Here is a 15,713-nt window from a genome sequence, read left to right as displayed (position 1 = left end):
ATGAATCTCATCTATCATGTTGTTCCGGCCGCTGACTGGTCCAGATACGAAGGACAAGCGAACTATGAAGCGAGCAGTTTGCTGACGGAGGGCTTTATCCATTTGTCGACGAAAGAGCAGGTTGATGGCGTACTAAGCCGGTATTATCAGAACATACCCAATCTGCTACTACTGCATGTGGATGCCGATAAACTGACGCACGAACTGAAATACGAGGTGGCAACAAACAACGACCGTTTCCCCCACCTCTATGGACCGCTTAACAAAGACGCGATTGTACAAGTCGAACCCATTAACGCTAAGAATACGGAGTCTCAACAGTAGTCTATCACCAACCTATGAAATCGTTACGAGTTATTATTCCGCTAGTGCTGCTGATTGCGCTGTTTGTCTTCTTCGGCGTACTGCCGCGGATTAAGAATGCACAAGAGTTAAAGGCAGCCGCTGATCTTGAGAAGAATCGTGCGCCAATCGTCAACGTGGTGCCGTTGAAGCACTCGTCGGATACGACCGGCTTGACCCTGCCAGGGCAAATACAACCTTACCGGCAGACACCCCTGTACGCCCGGACCCAGGGGTTTCTGCGCCGGTGGTACGTTGATATTGGTGCGCAGGTCAAGCAAGGACAGCTGCTGGCCACGATTGACGCCCCCGAACTTGACCAGGACATAGCGCGTGCTAAAGCCGATCAGCAGCTTGCTCAAACCAATCTCGACCGCTTACAAAGTGTTCAGTTGCCGGGTGCCGTTGCCAGGCAGGATATTGACACGCGACGGTCGGCTGTAACGGTTGCACAGGCTAATCTAGGGCGTTTAGAAGCCCTGAAAGCATTACAGCAAATTCGGGCACCATTTACTGGAGTGATTACCAGCCGGACAGCTGAAAACGGTACGTTGGTATCGCCAGGGTCAGGACAGCCGTTGTTCACCATTTCTGAACTCGGGATGTTACGGGTGTTTGTCGACGTACCCCAAACGTATTTCCGGTACATTAAGGTAGGTATGCCGGCCACGGTTGTCATTCCGGAATTGAAAAACCGAGCGTTTACCGGTAAAGTTGTGCGGACGTCAGGTACCTTGCGGAGCGATTCGCGGACGTTGCTCACTGAAGTGGCCATTCCGAACCCTAAACAGGAACTTCCTTCTGGTTTATACAGCCAGGTAAAATTCGATATGATCGCTGCCAATGCCCCCGTATTGATTCCGGCTAATGCTCTACAAATGACACCCGAGGGACCACGTGTTGTTGTGCTTGACCCGGATCAGCGCGTGCGGTTTGTGCCCATCACCCTTGGTCGTGACTATGGCGTTACCCTTGAAGCGTCGAGCGGTCTGACGGGACAGGAGCGCGTAGTAACTAATCCGAACGACCGCCTACGCGACGGTCAAAAAGTACGGCTTCGGAAACCAGAAACCGAAAAAACCGTAGCTCAACGATGAACAAGTTTTTCTATAACGTAGTAGCATTAAGCGTTTTCGCCTTCCCGGCACAGGCGCAGACCACCCCACTCAACGCGCCCGGCGGTGGGGTTACGGTTCAACCCAGCGCTGGGCCAACGGGCACAACTGGTACCGTTCAGCCACAAGCGCCAAGCGCCAATACGGCTAGGCCGGCACCCTCGTCTGGCGGGTTGCCAACTGGAAATGGGTCAGCCCCTGCCTTGACCATCAGTGGCTTTAAGCGATTCAGTGACCCTACATTAGAGTCGCTGATCCAACTCGGTTTAGATAACAGTCCTAATATAAAGTTAGCCTTAAGCCGCCTGGAGGAAGCTCGTATTCGGGTTCGGGTGGCGGAGTCGTTTCTGTCGCCATCGCTACGTAGCTCGGCTCTTATCACGACGCAAAGTTTGTCAGAGCGTCGACCGCTGTCTGTACCAAATCAAGCCGACTTACTGCCTCGTTTTCAGCTAAATACGTTTCAATTGCTACCAATCGACGCCAGCTATGAGCTGGATCTGTTTAAACGGATTCGAAGCAGTATTACCATTGCCGATTTACAGGCACAAGCCAGCGATGCCGATTACCAATCATTCCGGTTGACGCTGGCCTCTGACATTGCCCGAACGTATCTACTCATTCGGGGAAACGACGCTGAGCAGGCCGTTTTTCGCCGGAATATTCAATCCCGCGACACGACTCTATCTATTCTGCGCGAACGTTTTCGGGTGGGGCTCATCAATCAGATTGATGTACAACGGGCCGAGACCGATTATGCTAGTTTGCAGGTGACGCTGAGAGGTCTGCAACGTGCCCGCACCGAACTCGTGAATGGATTAGCCCAGCTTTGCGCTCAGGACCCTAATCAGTTTTCGGTTCCATCGGGTGCGTTACCGTCGGCCGTTCCCAATTACCCCTATGCTACTGTGTCGGTAGAGCAGTTGCAGCGTCGTCCTGATCTGTTACAATTTGTTCTGCAAAACGAGATTGCCGCTGCGCAAATTACCTTACAACAGGCTAGTACACAGCCTCGGGTGACATTAGTTGGCTCGGGCGGGGTGTTGTCGGGCCGAATTGGTCCCTGGTTTACCCCGAGTAGTGCAACCTATATTGTTGGCGTGAATGCGTCAGTTCCGTTGTACGAAGGGCACCGGGCTCGTCAGAACATTGCCTTGTCAAAGCAGCAGGCGCAGACCAGCCAGCAAACCTATCAGCAGGCGCTGCAAGTCGCCCAGCGCGACGCCGAAACCGCCCTGGATAACCTGACGCTGCTGAGGCAGCAAATAGAACTGCAAGGACAAACGTTATCTCTGGCTCGCCGGACAGAACAATACAATCGGGAGCTTTATGTGCGCGGTTTAGCTACCTATCTGGAGGTACTTGATGCCCAACGGACTACCCTTACAACTGAGCAGCAACTGGTACAACTACGTAGTCAGGAGGCTCAATATGCAGTGGCGTTACTGCGGGCCATAGGGGGCGATTTTTAAGGCTCACAGTATAAGGTTAACCACGATAACGCCACCCGGAAAAGAGCTGTAGGAGAGGTATTTGTATGTTCATACGTTCAAATCCATAAATAAGTACCATTGCAAAACTTTTCTGGCTCAAATGAGTAAGATTGTGGCAACTTTGTTGCAGCATGACCATTCTTACAGTTTAATGCCAATGAATCATACGTATGTCATTATAATGGCAGGGGGGGTTGGAACGCGGTTCTGGCCTTTCAGCCGAACAAGTTATCCTAAGCAGTTTCACGATGTACTCGGCACGGGCCGGACGTTGCTACAACAAACCGCCGACCGCTTTGACGGGGTTTGTCCGCCCGAGAATATCTTCATCGTTACGAGTTCGCTCTACAAAGATCTTTGCCAGCAACAACTGCCGCAGTTGACTGATGATCAGGTGTTATGTGAGCCGATTGCCCGCAACACCGCTCCTTGTATCGCCTACGCCTGTTATAAAATCGCGCAGCGCGATCCTGAAGCCAACGTCGTCGTCGCTCCGGCCGATCACATCATTCTGAAGGAAGAGGAGTTTAAGCGGACAATCAGAACGGCGCTTGAAGCTACTAAAGATCAGGACATTTTAGTAACGCTCGGGATTCAGCCGAGCCGCCCCGATACCGGCTACGGTTATATCCAATACATTCCGGATGAAAAGGATGGCATCAAGAAAGTAAAGACATTCACCGAGAAGCCTCATCTTGAACTGGCGCAACAGTTTCTGGAGAGTGGAGAGTTTGTCTGGAATGCCGGTATCTTTGTCTGGAACGCCCAGGCTATCATCAAAGCATTCGAGGCCTACCTACCCGAAGTCGCTGAAATCTTTGAAGAAGGCAAAGACGCTTACTATACAGATCAGGAAGAGCCTTTCATTGATAAAGCCTATTCGCTTTGCCGGAGCATATCGATTGATAACGGCATCATGGAAAAAGCCCATAACGTCTATGTCGTTTTAAGCGATTTTGGCTGGTCAGATCTCGGTACGTGGAAATCACTATATGAAGTCTCCAGCAAAAACGACGACCAAAACGTAGTTGATGGTCACGTAATGCTGTATGACACCAGGAACTGCATTATCAAAACACCTAAAGATCGGCTGGTAGCTATTAATGGTCTCGACGGCTTCATTGTTGCTGAATACGATAACGTATTGATGATCTGCCGTAAGGAAGACGAGCAGAAAGTGAAAGCGTTTGTGGCTGATGCGAAAGAGCAGGGCACACAATTTGTGTAGTATAACAGAGCTGACCTGGTTACGAACTGGGTCAGCCTGTTAAAAACAGCCCTACCTACGCAATTCATAAGCGCGTAACTTCGTTGGCTGTATTGTTACTGCATCACCTGTGAAGAAACATCTCGCGCATTACATCGGCTTTCTCTCGTTGATTGGTCTGGTAATCAATTGTAAAGATAGCCGTCCCGAATTTTCGCCCGGTGCGGGTGATCGGCGCATTGTTGGTACATGGCAACTTGTTGAGCGCCGTTTCATTAAAGATTCGAGCTACTCGATAACGGTTGATACCATAAAAACGACGCGGGATACCAGTTTCTATTCACTCAAACGGTACTCGCCCGCGCAGCCGCAAACGCTGAGTTTCGGGGCAGATGGCAATCTTGTCGCTGCGGGTACCGAAATGACTTATTACAACTCAATTAGGCACTTCCGCGTCGATTCGAGCTTCTACGGCTTGTCGCTAAGCTTATACATTAGCACGAATGGAGCTAATGTACCGTTTCGGCAAGGTGTAGCGTTCAGGCAGGATACGCTGGTGCTCTTACCGCAATGTTATCAGGACTCGTGCAATCAAGGGTATTATCTTAAACTGGTGCGGGCACGTTAAAGCAAGACACCTGATCGTCTACAAGTTCAGCAACCGTTTCAGTTTCTCGTAGAAGCCCGTATTCCTGAAGGTGAAGGTTTTGTGTAATACGTAATTGCTAATAAAACTTAAGCCCATTCCTGTAGTGTGAGAGGCTAGTTTGTTCACGTTTACTACTTTCACCGAAAAAGGAATTACAACCGTAAACAACCGAATTTCACTAATTGAATAGTTGTACAGAATTGATGAGCCATACACGGTTATCAGGCCAGAGATTACGGACACCATTGTAAACTTTGCGGCTTCACGCCGGGTTTTGGCGGAATTTTTAGCGTTAAAAGCAAAGATCTTGGTCAGAAAGAAACCGACAAAAAAGGCGACTACATAACCGACCAGCAGCGCTGATTCATAGCTGACGTGAAACCACTCCTGAAGTAAACTACCTACTACTAATTGCAGAGAAGCGCCAATGGCGGCAACAATGAAATAAGCAAAGACGTCTCTGCGGTTGAAAAGTTTATCGTTCATAGTTTACCCGTCACACGATGATAATTTCTGGTCATCATGAGATTCATCTCCAGTAAATAGGATAGACATTGATCTGGCAAAGGTACAACGCAATCCCTAACGATTTTCGGCATCACTCCAACCCTGTGCTCGAATTGGTGTTTGCTGGCCTGCTTTCGTAGCCAGCACAATCTGGGTGGGATCGGCCGTTAGATAGCCAATGGCGGTGATACGGGCGCTGTTTGCCAGCTTCTCAAACGCCTGAGGGCGAACGGTAAACAGGAGTTCGTAGTCCTCGCCACCGTTCAAAGCAGCCGTAATTGGGCTTATTTTAAACTCATCGGCGGCTAAATGCGTCTGGTTATCAATAGGAAGGTTTTCATCGAAGATTACAGCGCCGGTGCCTGACTGGCGGCACAGGTGAAGGAGTTCAGAGGCTAGTCCATCAGAAATGTCGATCATAGCCGTTGGGCGAACACCGAGATCACGGAGTTCATGAACAATGTCGGTGCGAGCGTCAGGACGGAGTTGGCGTTGCACCAGGTAAGCCCGCTCTTCCGACAGATTGGGCTGCATGTTGGGGTCTGCCAGAAATACTTGTTTTTCGCGTTCGAGCAATTGTAAGCCGAGGTAAGCTCCGCCGACGTCACCCGTCACACAAAGGACATCATTAGCTTGAGCGCCCGTCCGATACGTAATCAAATCTTTAGGTACTTTGCCCAGTACTGACACAGAAATTAACAGGCCCGATCGTGAAGCCGTTGTGTCGCCCCCAACCAGGTCAACATGATAGGCTTCGCAGGCCGCGCGAATGCCTTCGTATAGTTCATCAATGGCTTCAACCGGAAACCGGCTGCTCAGCCCAATGCTAACGGTTAGTTGCACAGGCAGTCCGTTCATGGCCGCAATATCAGAAACCCCAAACGTAACAGCTTTATAACCGAGGTGTTTTAACGGTACATACGTTAAATCGAAGTGAATGCCCTCAACGAGCATATCAGTAGCTAGTAGGCCATAGTCCTCGCCCCAGTCGAAAACCGCAGCATCGTCGCCAATGCCACGTACCGTTTCGGGATGGACTGGCGAAGGAGTTGCCTGCCGGATGCGCTCGATTAAACCAATTTCACCGAGGGTATTAAGATCAGTCATAAAAGTTGATAGATGATGAACGTCGGCGGCTGAACAAGGCCAACCGTCTAGTACCGATTGCCGATATAACCCATGAAAAAGCCGTTCTGTGTATTACACGGAACGGCTTAGACTGTTAATTGGTTTACTCACTCCTACGGATTCGACAGGGTGTATGAGTTAATTGTATTGCCGGTTTTAACACTGGCTGTCGTACGGGTAATCTTTAATTCGTTATCGCTGATACCATCAATCTTGAATTCAATTGTGCCGTTATCACCAGTCGGAGAAGGGTTTAGGTTAGTCAGTATAAGGCGTGTGTCTCCCTGAACCGAGTATTGACCAACAAACTTATTGTTGTCTAACTCAGTGTATTCAACGGTTGGTGGCTTGCTTAAATCAAGTTTGTAGTTCGCGTAGTTCTGAACGTTGCTTGTAGCGCCCCGTGTGTAAACTGTATTAGTGCCATAGTTTACAACCCGAGCGGTCCAGACTTTTGCAATGCGTTCAGAAAGCGGAGGAGTTTTGCTACCACCGCAGCCAGTGAGCAAACCTAAAAAAGACAGTGCTAAAAGGAAAGCAGTGAAATAATTCTTTCTCATTGTCAATAATGGCCTGATAATCATAAGTCGTTAAAGATACGCTAATTTTGTGGTTACTGTCAAAAACAATGCCTAATAATTCGTGTGATTGACTTAACGGCTATATGGTGCCCGAAACCCCTAATTTATTGACACCTTATACCCGTTCACAACTAGCGTTACGTAACGGGCAGGATCGTGACGAAATCTGGTGTGCCTATGCTGGTGTAATCTATGATGTCTCAGCATCAAGGCTTTGGCGTAATGGCAAGCATTACGAGCATTGGGCTGGTCAGGATCTCACGGCTGAGCTTATCAATGCTCCTCATGCCGACTGGGTGTTTGCCCGGTTTCCGGTGGTGGGTAAGTTAATTTAAGCGTTCATGTAAATCACATTAGCCTGCATTAGACGTAAATCGTACACGAATATCTGTAACTCATTATGCTTCTGATCGCCGATAGCGGCTCTACAAAAACTGATTGGCGATTATGTGCCTCTGATGGTTCGGTCCGTGCGGTTCATACCGATGGGTTTAATCCATATTATCAAACGACCGATCGGGTCGTTCAGGCCCTCCAGACACAATTAATACCTCAGCTAGCTGATGAGGCTGTAACCGACGTCTTTTTCTACGGGGCCGGGTGCAGCGGACCGACCGTTAACTACATCATTGAAGATGCCTTACGGGCAGTGTTTCCAAACCTACGTACTGCCGACGTGAACAGCGATATGTTAGGAGCGGCCAGGGCCGCAGCCAGCGACCAGCCCGGTATTGTTTGTATTCTGGGAACGGGTTCGAATGCCTGTTGCTACGACGGATTGCAGATTACGCACGGTATACAAACCCTCGGTTTCTGGCTGGGCGATGAAGGAAGCGGTGGTTATTTAGGTAAGACGCTTGTTCGTTTGTACTTCCAGGAGCGGCTACCTGCCGATCTTCGTCAGGCTTTCCTGGATCGTTATGGACTCGACCGCCCGACTCTATTGGAAAATGCGTATCAAAAGCCTTTTCCTAATCGCTATTTTGCAGCGTTTACCCCCTTTTTGTCTGAGCACATTACGCACCCTTATGTGCACCAAATGGTAACTGATGCCTTCAGTCTTTTCTTGACTACCTATATCACTAGCTTTCGGGAGTCGAGCCAATGGCCCGTACATTTCGTGGGGTCTATCGCCTATTATTTTGAGGAAGCGTTACGTAAAGCTGTGCTGCAATCAACGTTGCAGATGGGTCGTATTCTGAAAGCCCCTGTTGAACAATTGATTGAATTTCACCAAAAACATTGAGTTTATACACTGGGTTGACAATCAAGCGGCTGGCGTGCCGTACCTTTGCAAAAGAATTCTGCCAGGCTGAGGAGGGCCGTTTGTTGTAAAGAAAAAGGCAGAAACAGAGAATGAAGCAACTTGACAAGTAATGGCTAATCGGTATTTTTTGAAAGTAAAAGACGTCGTTCGTGAGACGGCCGACGCAGTAACGTTAACATTTTGGCATCCCATCAACGAAGAAATTCGGTACCAACCGGGCCAGTTTCTAACGTTTTTACTCAATATAAATGGTCAGAAGGTGCGCCGGTCTTATTCGATGGCGTCGTCGCCCCATGTCGACGTATCGCTGGCGGTATCCGTAAAACGCGTGCCAGGCGGCTTGGTCTCTAACTACCTCTGCGACCGTATTAAGCCGGGTGACATTCTTGAATCGTTGGAGCCGATGGGAACGTTTACGCCCAAGCTTGATCCGCAGAGCCGCCGGACGATTGTGTTAATTGGCGCTGGTAGTGGTATTACGCCTTTATTCTCGATGGCCAAGTCGGCATTACATGTAGAGCCTAACAGCCGCATCTGGCTGATTTATGGTAATCGAAACGAAGAGTCGATTATCTACAAAGCACACCTCGATGCCATGGAGCAAGCCTACGGCCGGTCGCGCTTTCAGGTTAATCATGTCTTAAGCCAGCCGAGTCGAAACTGGACGGGTTCAGAAGGTCGGCTGAACCAGCATACCCTGGCCAGGTTGCTCGAACAAATGTCGACTGCTGACCGGCAAAACGCGAGTTTTTACCTGTGTGGCCCCGACGGAATGATGGCCGAAGCTCGATCGGCGCTGTCGCTGGTAGGTGTTTCCGCGGAGCGTGTTTATAAGGAAAGTTACGCTACTGCGCCCGTTGCCGCTGGTGATGTGGTTGAGGAGCCGATGACGGCCGGTGACGAAGGATCGCCCGAAGTGACGGTGCTCTACGAAGGGAGCGAATACAAATTTGCGGTTGCTCCGCACCAAACCATTCTGGAAGCAGCGTTGGATCTAGACATCGACTTGCCTTACTCTTGCCAGGCAGGTATGTGTACAGCTTGTATGGGACGTTGTACGTCGGGCAAAGTAAAATTAGATGAGGAGGATGGTCTTTCAGAGTCAGAGCTAAAAGCAGGCTACGTGTTAACCTGCGTCGCCCACCCCGTCGGTCGCGATGTGGTTATCGAAATTGAGTAAAAGCACTCCCGTAGCTCTGGCAAGAGCGCCGGAGCTACGGGAATCTATTTAGTATTTACTGCCTAAACTTATTTATCCGGTTTTGGAACCGGAGCTACTTTGGGAGTGGGAGCCGGGCGTGGAGTCAGCGGACGCACAGGTACGCTAGGGGTAGCTGGAGCAATGGCCGCAGGTGCAGGTGGAAGCGATGGCGCTGCCGGTGCTGGTTGAATAGATGGGGTTGGGGCAATGGCAGGACTAGGTGGTAGTGGCACATCTGCACTAGCAGGAGCAGCGGGTCGAGCTAGTTTAACCTTTCCCTTTAATGGCTTAGGAGGACGTGGGGCTTCTGGCAATGGAGGCACTATAGGCACAATAGGTTTTATATCCTCTACCCTAGTTATACCTATCTCCTTAGACAACTCAATAATTTTTTCTTCTGTAGCACGAATAGAATCTTTAACGAATCTTAGTTGTGGAAATATATTTTCTAAAGAACCTATATAGGGACGAATCTTGCTCCGATTAATGTCTTCAATGCGATGACCCAGTTCCCGAATTTTTATCTCTGTTATATGTACTTCATTCGAGAGCACACTCTTGACGGGAGCAAGCGCTGGGTTTTTAAGTTGATTACGCATAAAAAACACCTGTTTTTTTAGGTTTTCTTGCTCTTCCTCTAAACCTCTACGCTCCCGTTGCGGTTCTTTCATTTCAGCAATTGAGTTTTCTAATGTTTGTTCTAACTGCTTGATGTGACTTTTAAGCCTCATGTCCTCGGTCCACAGTTCTGATAGCCTAGTTACAATTGGCTCTCCCTTGGGAAGGCTATCCAACTCAGAAATAGACAAATCCTGATTGGCAACGGGATGACCGAGTGAGGGCGATGCATCGCTCATAGTATTTAATGCAATTTTAGCTAGGCCTTCAACACGTTCATTAAACTTCGACGGATCTATACCCAAAGCTGATACGGCAATATTCTTATCATTGATATGCCCTGATCCCTTCTTTAAACCGTCCATCCCTTCACCGAATGAGTGGTTGGTTTCAATGATAGTCAGCAGAATATCGCGGTCAGCCTGCGGAACCTGGTCGAGCGACAGTTGCCCTGCCATTACCTGGTCTAACTGACGTTGTAAGCGGTTAACGCGAGTAGTTGATAGTCTTTTGCCTTTCCAGATGACATTTTCCACCTTATGGTTGTCAACTATTATGAACTCTGTGCCATTGCCTGCTTTATGGCGTCGGCTCGATTGAGTTTTAGTAACTTTTGGCTTCGGCGAGTCCTGCTTTTGTATAGCATATACCGATACGCTAATCAATAACAAGGTTGCCAGCGTCAGCCCTGCCAGTCGGGCATTTGACGTAACGGGGCGAGTTGAAACGCCCAATATACGTCGGACGCGATGCAGCAGTTGTGGTCGTTTTGTAGCAAACGCCATGGCTAGAATTGGCGTTTGGTACACTTGCGCTAGCCGCAACTCCTCTACATGAGCTAGTGCCTGAGCTAAAATGCGACCATCACCTCCACATGCCTGCACGGCTAGGTCATCGCAGCAGTGTTCGCGCTCTTCTCGTACTCGGGCCGATAACCACCACAAGGCCGGATGAAAAAAATAGAGTACTTCAACGACCGATTGCAGCAGATTGACCGCGTAATCATGGCGCTTAATATGGGCTAGTTCGTGGGCGAGTATCACTTCAATCTCGCGAATTGATAAGCTGGTTGCTAGTCCTAAGGGAAGTAGCAGAACGGGCTGTACTACACCAACAACCATAGGTACGGCAATGCGTGCTGACTCCCGTAAGCGAATTACTTTTTGAATAGCCAATGAAGAACGTAAGACCTCTGTTACGTCAGACCACATTTTAGTAGCTGGTTCAGTGGCTGTCCGGCTAATACGTTGCAGATACAGCCAGCCACCAACCAGCCGTAATCCAAACAGTGCTACGCCGATTAAGTAGGCTAACACAAAATGACCAATGTGGCTTTCTAAAAATTGCTCTGTTTGTGCAGACCAGGATAGGGTTTGCGATAAAGCCCGCCATTGTACAGCTAGCGCAGGCTGAATGAACGTGGCTGCAGGCGTAGGGTTAACTGGCGTAGTAGTCGTGCTGTAATACCAGATAAACGTACCGACTGAGACGATCACCTGCGTCAGTAAGGTCAAAACGCCAATGTGATACCGTAATTCGCTCGACTGACTACGTAACACTTGAAACACAAGAGCTGTAGGCAGTACTAGCAAGAAACCCTGCCAAACGGCATGCAGCAAGGTCCAGCCCAGGGCGTAGGCAACCGGGCTATTGAGAAAATCCATTAGGTTCATCAGCTGGATTGATTTGGTTTAGTAATTTTTTAATCTCGTCTAGTTCCTCGCGCGATGCCTTATGCTGGCCTAATACTTGCATGACTAATTTTGACGCTGACCCACGAAAGGCTGTTTCGACAAAGCGGTCCACCAAATTGCGTTGCGTATCTTCTTCGTTTACCGCTGCCGAGTAAGTGTGTGATCGGCTTTCTTCGTCTCGGGTCAGCAGGCCTTTTTCGTGCATAATCTGCATCAATTTAAGCGCCGTTGTGTAACCAATGTCGCGGTGTTGGCTCAACTGCTCATGTACCTGTCGCACCGTGCTTGGCCCGTTTGACCACAGCACATGTAATATCTCTAGCTCAGCATCCGTTGGTTTCATTGTTGGTCTACGAATAATTTCGTAGCAAACATATACGAAGGTTGTCGTACTTGCAAGTGATGAACAAAAAACTTTTACATTGGCTTACATTAAAGCGGCTACAAAGCCACTTACATTAGCAAGTAGAAATTATATCCGAGACGACTAGCCGACGGCTGTGAAGCTGTATAACGATCAGATGACCTCAAATCAAACGCTGCAAATTCCTACTCGCCCCGCACGGCATTTCATCGGTGAAAACCTGGAGCTGACTGGCTGGGATGATGTTAAGCCACTATATGGCGATTTACTGAACCGGTCAATCAATGACGCTGAAGATTTGCGTACATGGTTGATTGACCGGAGTGAACTAGAATCGTATCTATCCGAAAACTTTGCCTGGCGCTACATTCGCATGACCTGCAATACGGCTGATGAAGAATTGGTTAATCAACTAAATTTCTTTATTGCCGAAATTCAACCCCCCATGACTGCCTACGGCAACGACCTTGACCTGAAAGCGGTGAACAGTCCATTTTTGAGCCAACTAACTGATGCTGGTTATGAGGTTATGGTGCGGGGTATGAAGAAAGCCATCGAAATCTTCCGGGAGGAGAATATTCCGCTTCAGACAGAAATCCAAACTGAAGAGCGTAAATACGGAGCTATTGCCGGGGCTATGACCGTAACCATCAACGGCCGGGAAATGACGTTGCCCGAAGCTAATGATCTTCTGCAATCGACTGACCGGGCAGTTCGGGAAGAGGCCTGGCGTAAGATTTGGGAACGGCGCTACAAGGACCATGATGTGCTCGATCAATTATTTGATCGGCTACGGAATCTACGCCATCAGGTAGCCGTCAATGCCGGGTTCGATAACTTCCGTGATTACTCGTTTGCTGCGCTCGGACGCTTTGATTACACCCCGCAGGATTGTTTCAATTTTCACGAATCGGTCGCTGATGCCGTAGTACCACTATTAAACGAATTAGCCGAAGAACGGAAGCAAAAGCTCAAAAGAGCCGATGCTTCGGTAGATACATTACGTCCCTGGGATACCAAGGTAGATGTAGAAGGGCGTCCACCGCTTAAGCCGTTTGCTAGCGGCACCGAATTGGTGGAAAAGACGATTACCTGCTTCGACCGATTAGATACGGAACTGGGGGATGACCTACGTATCATGCGGGCTATGGGCCACCTTGACCTGGAGTCACGGAAAGGTAAAGCACCGGGTGGTTATAACTATCCATTAGAAGAGATTGGCGTGCCATTTATTTTCATGAATGCCACGTCGAGCCTGCGCGATTTAGTTACTATGGTACACGAGGGGGGGCACGCGGTTCACTCGTTTCTGACGCGCAGTCTGCCGTTGAAAGCGTTCCGTAACCCGCCAATGGAAGTGGCCGAGCTTGCTTCGATGAGCATGGAATTGCTCTCGATGGATCACTGGGATGTCTTTTTTGAAGATTCTGAAGAGTTACGCCGTGCCAAACTTCAGCATCTCGAATCGATCATCGAAACGCTACCATGGGTCGCCACCATTGATAAGTTTCAGCATTGGGTGTATGAGCATCCAGCCCATACCGTTGCCGAACGTCGAGAAAACTGGTTACGAATTTATGATCAGTTTGCTGATACTATCACTGATTGGAGTGGCTTTGCTTATTACAAAGAATACATCTGGCAGCGCCAGCTACATTTATATGAAGTACCATTCTATTATATCGAGTACGGTATCGCGCAATTGGGGGCTATTGGTGTTTGGCGAAACTACCGTCGCGACGCGCAACAGGGATTGCAAGGCTATAAGGCCGCTTTGAGTTTAGGCTATAAAGCGCCTATTCGTGACATCTACGCAGCGGCTAACGTACCGTTTGACTTCTCGAGCCAACACATTCGGGAACTGATGAGTTTTGTATGGGAGGAGATTATAAAATTGCGTAAATCATAAGTGTATAAAGCTGTATGGTTTTGGAAACCTTACAGCTCTGCTGTAATTTTGTCGAATCAAGTTGTAATCAAGTAACTATGAAACGCGTATTCAGTGCAGGTTTGTTGGTCGTGGCCGTGTTGTCGCTGGCGTCCTGCGACTATCAGAAATACAATACGATTCGTCAGAAAGACGTCCGGGCTAATGATTTCCGGGCTGATTATCGGGCGGGCGATCCAGAAGTATACGGAACAGGCAAGGATTCTGCAGCTGTACAGTCAAAATATAAATATACCCCGAATCCAGCGTTGGAAGGCCGTACGCAGAAAATTCGAGAAAAGCTGTTTGGCGCAGGTACTATCGGCGAGGGTGCGTAACGAATCTTAATTCGCTAACATCAAGGCGGTCAGTCAACAGGTGTGTTGAGTGGCCGCCTTTTTGCCTTATATAACCATAGCATAAATCGTTACATGTCAGTTGTAAATTTTTGTGTTACTTTGCTTGATAAAACATAGTAGGTAATAGTATTTTTTTGCTATTCAAATTCATTTAAGCAATAATAACGCTATGGAAATTGCATTGGTTACAGGTTCGGCGGGCTTAATAGGTAGCGAAGCCGTTGCTTTTTTCGCTGACAAATTTGATCTCGTTGTTGGCATTGATAACAACATGCGGCAGTATTTCTTCGGGGCCGATGGCTCGACAGAATGGAACCGTAACCGGTTATCAGAAACGTACTCAAACTACGCTCACCGGGCCGCTGATATTCGGGAGGTCTCGCAGTTAGAAACGATTTTCAAGGAGTTTGGTACTGATATCAAACTTGTACTACACACAGCTGCTCAGCCTAGCCACGACTGGGCCGCCCGGGAGCCCTTTACAGATTTCGGCGTTAATGCGGTAGGTACGCTCAATATGCTTGAGATGACTCGGCTCCATTGCCCAGAGGCTGTATTTGTGTTCACGTCTACTAACAAGGTGTACGGCGACAATCCTAACTTCTTGCCGCTTGTCGAGACTGAGACACGTTGGGAAATTGACCAGAACCACCCTTATTTCGAGAACGGTATCGATGAGCATATGAGCCTCGACCATACCAAGCACTCAGTATTTGGAGCTTCAAAAGTGGCTGCTGACATCATGGTGCAGGAATACGGTCGGTATTTTGGTATGAACACAGGTGTGTTCCGGGGTGGTTGCTTAACGGGCCCAAACCACTCAGGCGCTCAGTTACACGGCTTCCTGTCTTATCTGATGAAGTGTGCTATCACCGGCAATCAATACACAATCTTTGGTTATAAAGGCAAGCAGGTTCGGGACAACATTCATAGCTGGGATTTGGTGAATATGTTCTGGCATTTCTACCAGAATCCACGTCCGGGCGAAGTGTACAATGCGGGTGGTGGCCGCTACGCTAACTGCTCAATGCTCGAAGCTATCGCTCTCTGCGAAGAAATTTCAGGCAACAAAATGAACTACCAGTACTCGGAAACCAACCGGAGTGGTGACCATATCTGGTATATTTCCGATCTGACCAAGTTCAAGCAGCACTATCCAGACTGGAACTGGACGTACGATTTAAAAGAAACCATGACGCAAATCCACGACAGCATGGTTGCCCGGCTGGCTGTGGTAAAATAGTAGGAAATAGCCCGGACG

The 15,713-nt window shown here is 48.8% G+C and carries 16 protein-coding genes; 11 read left to right on the top strand and 5 right to left on the bottom strand.

What is annotated here, in order from left to right; genetic code table 11:
* From ACFSUS_RS17185 to ACFSUS_RS17165, 5 genes are all read left to right on the top strand, one after another.
* Nucleotides 1-324 (top strand): DUF952 domain-containing protein, encoded by a 324-nt coding sequence (locus ACFSUS_RS17185; RefSeq protein ID WP_381524688.1) that lies wholly within the window; start codon nt 1-3, stop codon nt 322-324.
* 14 nt (nt 325-338) lie between these two features.
* On the top strand, nt 339-1,439 hold the full coding sequence (locus tag ACFSUS_RS17180) for an efflux RND transporter periplasmic adaptor subunit (RefSeq protein WP_381524686.1): 1,101 nt from the start codon (nt 339-341) through the stop codon (nt 1,437-1,439).
* Entirely contained in the window at nt 1,436-2,929 is a 1,494-nt protein-coding gene (locus ACFSUS_RS17175; RefSeq protein WP_381524684.1) for an efflux transporter outer membrane subunit, read from the top strand. Before ACFSUS_RS17180 ends, ACFSUS_RS17175 begins: the two co-directional genes overlap by 4 nt.
* Before the next feature lie 178 nt (nt 2,930-3,107).
* Nucleotides 3,108-4,178, top strand: coding sequence for a mannose-1-phosphate guanylyltransferase (locus ACFSUS_RS17170; RefSeq protein WP_381524682.1), 1,071 nt, complete (start codon nt 3,108-3,110; stop codon nt 4,176-4,178).
* A 109-nt stretch (nt 4,179-4,287) separates the two neighbouring features.
* Complete coding sequence (locus tag ACFSUS_RS17165; RefSeq protein ID WP_381524680.1) at nt 4,288-4,785, top strand: hypothetical protein; 498 nt, start codon at nt 4,288-4,290, stop codon at nt 4,783-4,785.
* A gap of 18 nt (nt 4,786-4,803) precedes the next feature.
* Here the strand turns inward: ACFSUS_RS17165 and ACFSUS_RS17160 are convergent, their stop codons facing one another.
* The 3 genes from ACFSUS_RS17160 to ACFSUS_RS17150 all read right to left on the bottom strand — a co-directional run bounded on the left by ACFSUS_RS17160 (nt 4,804) and on the right by ACFSUS_RS17150 (nt 7,001).
* Entirely contained in the window at nt 4,804-5,292 is a 489-nt protein-coding gene (locus tag ACFSUS_RS17160; protein ID WP_381524677.1) for a GtrA family protein, read from the bottom strand.
* Between the two features lie 96 nt (nt 5,293-5,388).
* Nucleotides 5,389-6,420: a thiamine-phosphate kinase gene (gene thiL / locus ACFSUS_RS17155; protein WP_381524675.1), complete on the bottom strand. Its 1,032-nt coding sequence runs from the start codon at nt 6,418-6,420 to the stop codon at nt 5,389-5,391.
* 134 nt (nt 6,421-6,554) lie between these two features.
* Nucleotides 6,555-7,001, bottom strand: a complete 447-nt coding sequence (locus tag ACFSUS_RS17150; RefSeq protein ID WP_381524673.1) for a hypothetical protein — start codon at nt 6,999-7,001, stop codon at nt 6,555-6,557.
* Nucleotides 7,002-7,105: 104 nt separating this feature from the next.
* On the opposite strand from ACFSUS_RS17150, the gene ACFSUS_RS17145 reads away from it, so the two are divergent.
* The 3 genes from ACFSUS_RS17145 to ACFSUS_RS17135 all read left to right on the top strand — a co-directional run bounded on the left by ACFSUS_RS17145 (nt 7,106) and on the right by ACFSUS_RS17135 (nt 9,469).
* Nucleotides 7,106-7,357, top strand: coding sequence for a cytochrome b5 domain-containing protein (locus tag ACFSUS_RS17145; protein WP_381524671.1), 252 nt, complete (start codon nt 7,106-7,108; stop codon nt 7,355-7,357).
* 65 nt (nt 7,358-7,422) lie between these two features.
* Nucleotides 7,423-8,268: an N-acetylglucosamine kinase gene (locus ACFSUS_RS17140; RefSeq protein WP_381524670.1), complete on the top strand. Its 846-nt coding sequence runs from the start codon at nt 7,423-7,425 to the stop codon at nt 8,266-8,268.
* 130 nt (nt 8,269-8,398) lie between these two features.
* Complete coding sequence (locus ACFSUS_RS17135; protein ID WP_381524668.1) at nt 8,399-9,469, top strand: 2Fe-2S iron-sulfur cluster-binding protein; 1,071 nt, start codon at nt 8,399-8,401, stop codon at nt 9,467-9,469.
* A 68-nt stretch (nt 9,470-9,537) separates the two neighbouring features.
* Here ACFSUS_RS17135 and ACFSUS_RS17130 read toward each other — a convergent pair whose 3' ends face one another.
* Nucleotides 9,538-11,781, bottom strand: coding sequence for a M56 family metallopeptidase (locus ACFSUS_RS17130; protein WP_381524666.1), 2,244 nt, complete (start codon nt 11,779-11,781; stop codon nt 9,538-9,540).
* Nucleotides 11,756-12,145 carry a BlaI/MecI/CopY family transcriptional regulator gene (locus tag ACFSUS_RS17125; protein WP_381524663.1) on the bottom strand — a complete coding sequence of 130 codons (390 nt, stop codon included), beginning with the start codon at nt 12,143-12,145 and terminating at the stop codon, nt 11,756-11,758. The genes ACFSUS_RS17130 and ACFSUS_RS17125 overlap by 26 nt, the downstream gene beginning before the upstream one ends.
* Nucleotides 12,146-12,323: 178 nt before the next feature.
* Between ACFSUS_RS17125 and ACFSUS_RS17120 the strand changes: the two genes are divergently transcribed.
* The 3 genes from ACFSUS_RS17120 to ACFSUS_RS17110 all read left to right on the top strand — a co-directional run bounded on the left by ACFSUS_RS17120 (nt 12,324) and on the right by ACFSUS_RS17110 (nt 15,695).
* Nucleotides 12,324-14,075, top strand: coding sequence for a M3 family oligoendopeptidase (locus tag ACFSUS_RS17120; protein ID WP_381524878.1), 1,752 nt, complete (start codon nt 12,324-12,326; stop codon nt 14,073-14,075).
* A 77-nt stretch (nt 14,076-14,152) separates the two neighbouring features.
* A complete protein-coding gene (locus ACFSUS_RS17115; protein ID WP_381524660.1) occupies nt 14,153-14,431 on the top strand; it encodes a hypothetical protein in 279 nt (92 codons plus the stop codon).
* 190 nt (nt 14,432-14,621) lie between these two features.
* Entirely contained in the window at nt 14,622-15,695 is a 1,074-nt protein-coding gene (locus tag ACFSUS_RS17110) for an NAD-dependent epimerase/dehydratase family protein (protein WP_381524657.1), read from the top strand.
* Nucleotides 15,696-15,713 lie beyond the last annotated feature (18 nt).

Source organism: Spirosoma soli (assembly GCF_042684525.1).
Classification (GTDB): domain Bacteria; phylum Bacteroidota; class Bacteroidia; order Cytophagales; family Spirosomataceae; genus Spirosoma; species Spirosoma soli.
The sequence above is the reverse complement of the archived record's forward strand: the minus strand, read 5'-3'. Positions and strand labels throughout refer to the sequence as shown.

What these genes read in the sequence shown, in the direction of transcription:
- ACFSUS_RS17185 (WP_381524688.1), top strand. Translation starts at nt 1, where the DNA reads ATGAATCTCATCTATCATGTTGTTCCGGCCGCTGACTGGTCCAGATAC.
- ACFSUS_RS17150 (WP_381524673.1), bottom strand. Translation starts at nt 7,001, where the DNA reads ATGAGAAAGAATTATTTCACTGCTTTCCTTTTAGCACTGTCTTTTTTA.
- ACFSUS_RS17135 (WP_381524668.1), top strand. Translation starts at nt 8,399, where the DNA reads ATGGCTAATCGGTATTTTTTGAAAGTAAAAGACGTCGTTCGTGAGACG.
- ACFSUS_RS17125 (WP_381524663.1), bottom strand. Translation starts at nt 12,145, where the DNA reads ATGAAACCAACGGATGCTGAGCTAGAGATATTACATGTGCTGTGGTCA.
- ACFSUS_RS17160 (WP_381524677.1), bottom strand. Translation starts at nt 5,292, where the DNA reads ATGAACGATAAACTTTTCAACCGCAGAGACGTCTTTGCTTATTTCATT.
- ACFSUS_RS17115 (WP_381524660.1), top strand. Translation starts at nt 14,153, where the DNA reads ATGAAACGCGTATTCAGTGCAGGTTTGTTGGTCGTGGCCGTGTTGTCG.
- ACFSUS_RS17170 (WP_381524682.1), top strand. Translation starts at nt 3,108, where the DNA reads ATGAATCATACGTATGTCATTATAATGGCAGGGGGGGTTGGAACGCGG.
- ACFSUS_RS17175 (WP_381524684.1), top strand. Translation starts at nt 1,436, where the DNA reads ATGAACAAGTTTTTCTATAACGTAGTAGCATTAAGCGTTTTCGCCTTC.
- ACFSUS_RS17110 (WP_381524657.1), top strand. Translation starts at nt 14,622, where the DNA reads ATGGAAATTGCATTGGTTACAGGTTCGGCGGGCTTAATAGGTAGCGAA.
- ACFSUS_RS17130 (WP_381524666.1), bottom strand. Translation starts at nt 11,781, where the DNA reads ATGAACCTAATGGATTTTCTCAATAGCCCGGTTGCCTACGCCCTGGGC.
- ACFSUS_RS17145 (WP_381524671.1), top strand. Translation starts at nt 7,106, where the DNA reads ATGGTGCCCGAAACCCCTAATTTATTGACACCTTATACCCGTTCACAA.
- thiL (WP_381524675.1), bottom strand. Translation starts at nt 6,420, where the DNA reads ATGACTGATCTTAATACCCTCGGTGAAATTGGTTTAATCGAGCGCATC.
- ACFSUS_RS17120 (WP_381524878.1), top strand. Translation starts at nt 12,324, where the DNA reads ATGACCTCAAATCAAACGCTGCAAATTCCTACTCGCCCCGCACGGCAT.
- ACFSUS_RS17140 (WP_381524670.1), top strand. Translation starts at nt 7,423, where the DNA reads ATGCTTCTGATCGCCGATAGCGGCTCTACAAAAACTGATTGGCGATTA.
- ACFSUS_RS17180 (WP_381524686.1), top strand. Translation starts at nt 339, where the DNA reads ATGAAATCGTTACGAGTTATTATTCCGCTAGTGCTGCTGATTGCGCTG.